General features: G+C 69.7%; 8 protein-coding genes. 4 read left to right on the top strand and 4 right to left on the bottom strand.

Annotated features, from left to right (window positions below; translation table 11 throughout):
• Window positions 1-92: 92 nt before the first annotated feature.
• Window positions 93-377: a DUF4190 domain-containing protein gene (locus ACZ4NT_RS06200; RefSeq protein ID WP_121408075.1), complete on the bottom strand. Its 285-nt coding sequence runs from the start codon at window positions 375-377 to the stop codon at window positions 93-95.
• A gap of 94 nt (window positions 378-471) precedes the next feature.
• Complete coding sequence (locus ACZ4NT_RS06195; protein WP_467723818.1) at window positions 472-1,239, bottom strand: GAF and ANTAR domain-containing protein; 768 nt, start codon at window positions 1,237-1,239, stop codon at window positions 472-474.
• A gap of 207 nt (window positions 1,240-1,446) precedes the next feature.
• Between ACZ4NT_RS06195 and ACZ4NT_RS06190 the strand changes: the two genes are divergently transcribed.
• From ACZ4NT_RS06190 to ACZ4NT_RS06180, 3 genes are all read left to right on the top strand, one after another.
• Window positions 1,447-1,707, top strand: coding sequence for a WhiB family transcriptional regulator (locus ACZ4NT_RS06190; protein WP_121408076.1), 261 nt, complete (start codon window positions 1,447-1,449; stop codon window positions 1,705-1,707).
• Between the two features lie 166 nt (window positions 1,708-1,873).
• A complete protein-coding gene (locus tag ACZ4NT_RS06185) occupies window positions 1,874-2,308 on the top strand; it encodes an ATP-binding protein (protein WP_121408077.1) in 435 nt (144 codons plus the stop codon).
• 223 nt (window positions 2,309-2,531) lie between these two features.
• The gene (locus ACZ4NT_RS06180; protein ID WP_467723816.1) at window positions 2,532-2,927 is read left to right on the top strand and encodes a hypothetical protein; all 396 of its coding nucleotides are present in this window, start codon (window positions 2,532-2,534) and stop codon (window positions 2,925-2,927) included.
• 50 nt (window positions 2,928-2,977) lie between these two features.
• On the opposite strand, the gene ACZ4NT_RS06175 is transcribed toward ACZ4NT_RS06180, so the two are convergent.
• The gene (locus ACZ4NT_RS06175) at window positions 2,978-3,325 is read right to left on the bottom strand and encodes a PRC-barrel domain containing protein (RefSeq protein ID WP_121408079.1); all 348 of its coding nucleotides are present in this window, start codon (window positions 3,323-3,325) and stop codon (window positions 2,978-2,980) included.
• Between the two features lie 145 nt (window positions 3,326-3,470).
• A complete protein-coding gene (locus tag ACZ4NT_RS06170; protein ID WP_121408080.1) occupies window positions 3,471-4,001 on the bottom strand; it encodes a DUF6328 family protein in 531 nt (176 codons plus the stop codon).
• Between the two features lie 136 nt (window positions 4,002-4,137).
• Between ACZ4NT_RS06170 and ACZ4NT_RS06165 the strand changes: the two genes are divergently transcribed.
• Window positions 4,138-4,629, top strand: a complete 492-nt coding sequence (locus ACZ4NT_RS06165) for a hemerythrin domain-containing protein (RefSeq protein ID WP_467723813.1) — start codon at window positions 4,138-4,140, stop codon at window positions 4,627-4,629.
• Window positions 4,630-4,717: the final 88 nt, after the last annotated feature.

Raw genomic sequence — 4,717 nt, 5'->3', positions numbered from 1 at the left:
CATGCTCCTCGTGGCTCGTGTGTCTTCCTTCTCCCTCCCCCCCCCCCCCCCCCCCCCCCCCCCCCCCCCCCCCGACTGCGCTCTCCGGCAGGTCAGCCGCCCACGTACCAGGTGAATCCACCGTTGGACGCGGCAACCGCCATGAGAATCGCGAAGATGACCAGGTCGACGATACCGAGCACGACACCGGCCTTCGCCATTCCGCCGCCGCCCTTGACTCCCGCCTGCCGCATTCCGACCACACCGAACACGATGGCGAGGGGGCCGAGAACGATATTGAGGAAGAAGATTCCCACGATTCCGCAGACAAGACTCGCGATGGCCAGACCGTTCGTGCGCGATCCGGACGCGGCAGAGGAACTGCCATAACTCGTCATCAGATTCTCCCGCTGTCGGTGCAGTTGACGACAGCGCCCGGTGAATTCAGGCGCCCCTTCTTTCCGACCGTTCGGGTGCCCGCGTCAAGTCGCCTTATTCCAAGGCACTTTCAGGTTTGTCACCGGTCTCGCAGATCTGCCGGGCGACCTCGCGGAGTTTGATGTTGTGATCCTGCGAGGCCTTCTTGAGGACTTTGAACGCGGTGTCCTCGCTCAGGCCGTAGCGCCCCATGAGAATGCCCATGGCCTCGCCGATCTCGTGCCGCGTCTCCAGCGCGTGGCTGAGCTGCGCGTGCGTACGGGACGCCGAGAACGCCACCGCCGCGTGGGAGGCGAGGATCCAGCCGGCGCGCTGTGCCGTCTCGTCGAAGGTGTGCGGCTGCCGGGAGTACAGGTTGAGCGCGCCGAGGGCGTCGTCCTCGGTGAACAGGAGGAAGCCCATCATGCTTCCCATGCCCAGCTTCCTCAGCTCGGGGGCGAAGCGCGACCAGCGCGCGTGCGGCTGGCGCAGGTCCTCGATCGCGTAGACCTGTTCGCGGTCGGCCACGGCGTCGAAACAGGGTCCCTCCCGCAGGTCCTCCTGGATCCGGTCCGCGAGGCGCACCACGTCGTCCGTCGCCGCCAGCGCGTGGACCTCGCCCCGGCGCACGGTGAGGATCCCCGCTTCGTCGCACCCCCTGATCAGCACGGTCGCATGCTCGACCACCCGGTCCAGGGTGCCCTGGACCGAGTCCTGTGCCAGCAGGTCGCGGGCCATGTCCGCCAGACCTACGGCGAACCGCTCCCAGACCTCGCCGGACTCCTGCGCCATGTCCACCTGCCTCATCACCGAGAAAGACCGGTGCTCCCCCGGCAGTTCCATCTTGCCACCATCGGGTGGGCCCCGCGCCGCCCCGTGACCGGTGGTCTCGCGGGGGTGAGGGCCTCGTTCCCGGGGAGTGTTCGCGGGTGAGAAGTGCCGAACCCGTGCCCCCCGGCCCGTTTCACATGGGCGATCACGGGTGACCCGGACGGCGACCGAAGCTCACCGCCCCACCGGCCCGTACGACCACGATGGCAGGAGGCCCTCATGGACAACTGGCGCGAGTCCGCAGCATGCCGCACCGTCGACCCCGACCTGTTCTTCCCGATCGGCAACACCGGACCTGCGCTGCTGCAGATCCACGAGGCCAAGGCGGTCTGCGGGGGCTGCCCCGTCCGCGACGAGTGCCTGGAGTGGGCGCTCGACAGCGGGCAGACCCAGGGCGTCTGGGGCGGCACCAGCGAGGACGAGAGGCGCGCGCTGCGGCGGCGGACGGCGATCCGCAAGTCCCGGCAGTCCGCTGCCTGACCGGGCGGGTGCCGCGGTGACGCCGCGACGGGTGTCGGCGCGGCGGCAGGCGCCCCCGCGGAGCGACCACCGGCGCCCGGCGCGCCTGCGGTGAGTGCTGGACCGGCGCTGCCGCGCCGGGCACGAAAGAGACAGGAATCCCGGGGGCGAAGTCCGGGAAGGCGACATGGCAAGCAATCCACGTGGGGACAAGAACCTGTCACGCGAGCAGATCGAGACGCTCACCAGCACCTTTGCCGGTCAGCTGCGCAACGTGACCGATGCGCGCCTGACGGCGGAGGGCTTCCTGAGCGCGCTCGCGCGGGCGACACCGCCCCGTGCCCCGGAGCACTGGGACGACATTCTCCTCGTGGTGACGGAGCTGGCGGCGAACTCGATCCAGTACGCGCCGGGCCCCTTCGAGCTGCAGCTGCGCCGCACCTTCGACGGTGTCCATGTCACCCTGCGCGACAGCAGCAGGACGGCGCCCGCACCGCGCCCCTTCCATCCCCAGCACGGCGGTGGCGGCATCGGCTGGCACCTGGTGCACGCGCTCTCCGACCAGGTGAGCGTCGTGGTACGGCCCGACGGCAAGGACGTGCACGCCTTTCTCCCCTGGTGACCGGCGACGTCCTCCGGTGATCGGCGGCGGCCCGCCGGCTGCCGTGTCCAGGTCGCTCGGGAAAGGTGTGGAAAGCGGGAAAGTGAGCAACCGGCTGACAAGGCAGGGTTACGCCCTGCCCTGCCCGCGTTGTCAGTGGCCTCCGCAACAATGCCGGGCAGCGAGAACGTCACCGCCCCGGCGGTACGCCATCGAACCCCGTCCGTCGAAAGGCTGCCTGCACATGACGCCCTCTCTCCACCGCTCTGCCGGGTCCGTGGGCCGCGACCTGGAGCGGGTGACGATGCTCCGGGCCGTCCCCCGCCCCCACACCCCGCTCAGTGCGGGCGGTGCCGAGGTGCTGCGTCTGATCACGGAGCAGCGGGTCTCCGTGTGCCTCACCGTGCACGCCAACGGCCGCCGCCGATACGGCTACTGGCAGCCCGTCTCGTCGGCGGCAAGGCGGGGCGGCTGCTACGTGGCGCTGCCCACGGACGAGTGCGACGCCTTGCACGCCGCGGGCCGCCTGGTGCTCGGTGACCCCGTGGTGGACCCGTCCAAGACCACGTATCCCGTGCGGGTCGCGGAGCGCAGCACTCCGACCGTCACGGCGGTCCCGCAGCACGCGCTCACCGCCTGACCGGCAGGGCTCAGGCCCTCCTGCCGGTCCGGCGGTGCGATGCGACGGCCTCAGTGACCGGAGCCGTAGTGGCCGCCCAGCTGATCGCGGTAGGCGGGGTCGCCCAGGTGCTTCTCCTTGTCGAACTCGGGAGAGGCCTTGATCTCGTCCTTCGTGCGGGAGACGAGGATCTTCCTGGCCTTGTGGTCGATGTCCTTGATGGTGCCCGCGGGCAGCATGACCTGCTTGCCGAAGATCCACACTCCGGTGTCGACCACGATGTACTGGGCGACCACGTCGTTGGAGTGCTTGTCGACCTTGCCGATGTGCCCGTCCTCCGCCTCGACGGCGTATCCCGTCAGGTCGTCGTCGGGCGTGTGGCCACTGGTGGGCCCGTAGTTCCACAGGGAGTCGTTCACCCTGTCGCTCCTCTCCATAGTCCGGTCGGCCGACCGGATCGGACCGGTCGGTGTGCCTCTGAAATGCCGGCGCCTGTGGTCCAGTGCCCCGTCGGGGGCGTTGAACGCGCGAGCCGCCCGGATCGGCGCGCGAGGACCGCGGGAGCTACCGCTCGGGGCCGTGCGGGGCGGCGGAGCGGGCGCGGGTGTGGTGGTGGCGGGCCCAGAACGGCAGCGCGAACCAGCAGACCAGGTACCAGGCGACGACTCCGGTGACCAGCCAGGGAACGTACCCGTCGCGCGTGGCCACCCGCAGGATGAGCAGCAGCGACGAGGTCATGGTCGCGAGCAGCAGGACCAGTCCGGCGAGGGTCATGCGCGAGGCCCACTGGACGGCCTGCGGCTTCACCCGCCTCCCGACGACGATCCGGTGCAGGGACACAGGGCCGATCAGCGCTCCGGTGGCCGCGGCTCCCAGCACCACGGTGACGATGTAGATCGTCTGGTCCACCGGCCGCAGCGTCGGGTAGCGCGGAGTGAAGACCACGGTGAGCAGGAAGCCGAACAGGATCTGCACGCCGGTCTGGGCCACCCGGATCTCCTGGATGAGCTCGCCCCATTTGCGGTCGGCCCGCTCCTCCTCCGTCTCGTCGCGCCCGGCGTCCTCGGCGCCCGCGTCGTTTCCTGGGACCGGCAACGTACCTCCTGGTGCGACCGACCGCCCGGGCTGAGCGGATTCGGCGGACGATCCACGAATTCACCGTAGTGGTGTGGGCGGACGCGGGTATGTGCGTGAGTGGACCGATCTTCTCCCAGGAAAGGCGTGTCGCGCCGTGTCTGCAACACAGGATGTCGTCGAGCTCATTCTCCAGGACCACCGCAAGATGGAGGATCTTTTCCGTGCCATGCGCAGCGTCGAGGCCGACCGGGCGGCCGCTCTCCAGGAATTCGCCGGCTTGCTGATCGCACATGCCACCGCGGAGGAGAGCGAGGTCTATCCCGCTCTCAAGCGCTACAAGAACATCGACGACGACGAGGTCGAGCACGGCGAGTCGGAGCACGAGGAGGGCAACGAGGCGTTGCTCGCCCTTCTGGAGGTCGACGAGGTCGGCTCCGACGAATGGGACGAGAAACTGGAGGACCTCGTCGAGGCCATCACGCACCATGCCGACGAGGAGGAGCGGACCATCCTCAACGGTGCCCGCGAGAACGTGGCCATGGACCGCCGTGAGGAGCTCGGCGCGGCCTTCCTCAAGGAGCGGGAGCGGCAGCTGCAGGCCGACTGCGGCTCCCTCGAGAACGTGCGCAAGGTCGTCGGCGACTGACCGGACGCGCGCTTCGCGCGCCCCTGTCGTCGGAGCGCACACACGACTGACCGGCCGCACCCCGCGGGGTGCGGCCGGTCAGTCGTGT

The sequence above is a fragment of the Streptomyces sp. NPDC026417 genome, from assembly GCF_055567695.1.
Note: the sequence above shows the minus strand (reverse complement) of the source record. Positions and strands in the feature narration are given on the sequence as shown.

Excerpts from the sequence above, each read along its gene's own strand:
- ACZ4NT_RS06195 (WP_467723818.1), bottom strand. The coding sequence starts at position 1,239 with ATGGAACTGCCGGGGGAGCACCGGTCTTTCTCGGTGATGAGGCAGGTG.
- ACZ4NT_RS06200 (WP_121408075.1), bottom strand. The coding sequence starts at position 377 with ATGACGAGTTATGGCAGTTCCTCTGCCGCGTCCGGATCGCGCACGAAC.
- ACZ4NT_RS06190 (WP_121408076.1), top strand. The coding sequence starts at position 1,447 with ATGGACAACTGGCGCGAGTCCGCAGCATGCCGCACCGTCGACCCCGAC.
- ACZ4NT_RS06180 (WP_467723816.1), top strand. The coding sequence starts at position 2,532 with ATGACGCCCTCTCTCCACCGCTCTGCCGGGTCCGTGGGCCGCGACCTG.
- ACZ4NT_RS06185 (WP_121408077.1), top strand. The coding sequence starts at position 1,874 with ATGGCAAGCAATCCACGTGGGGACAAGAACCTGTCACGCGAGCAGATC.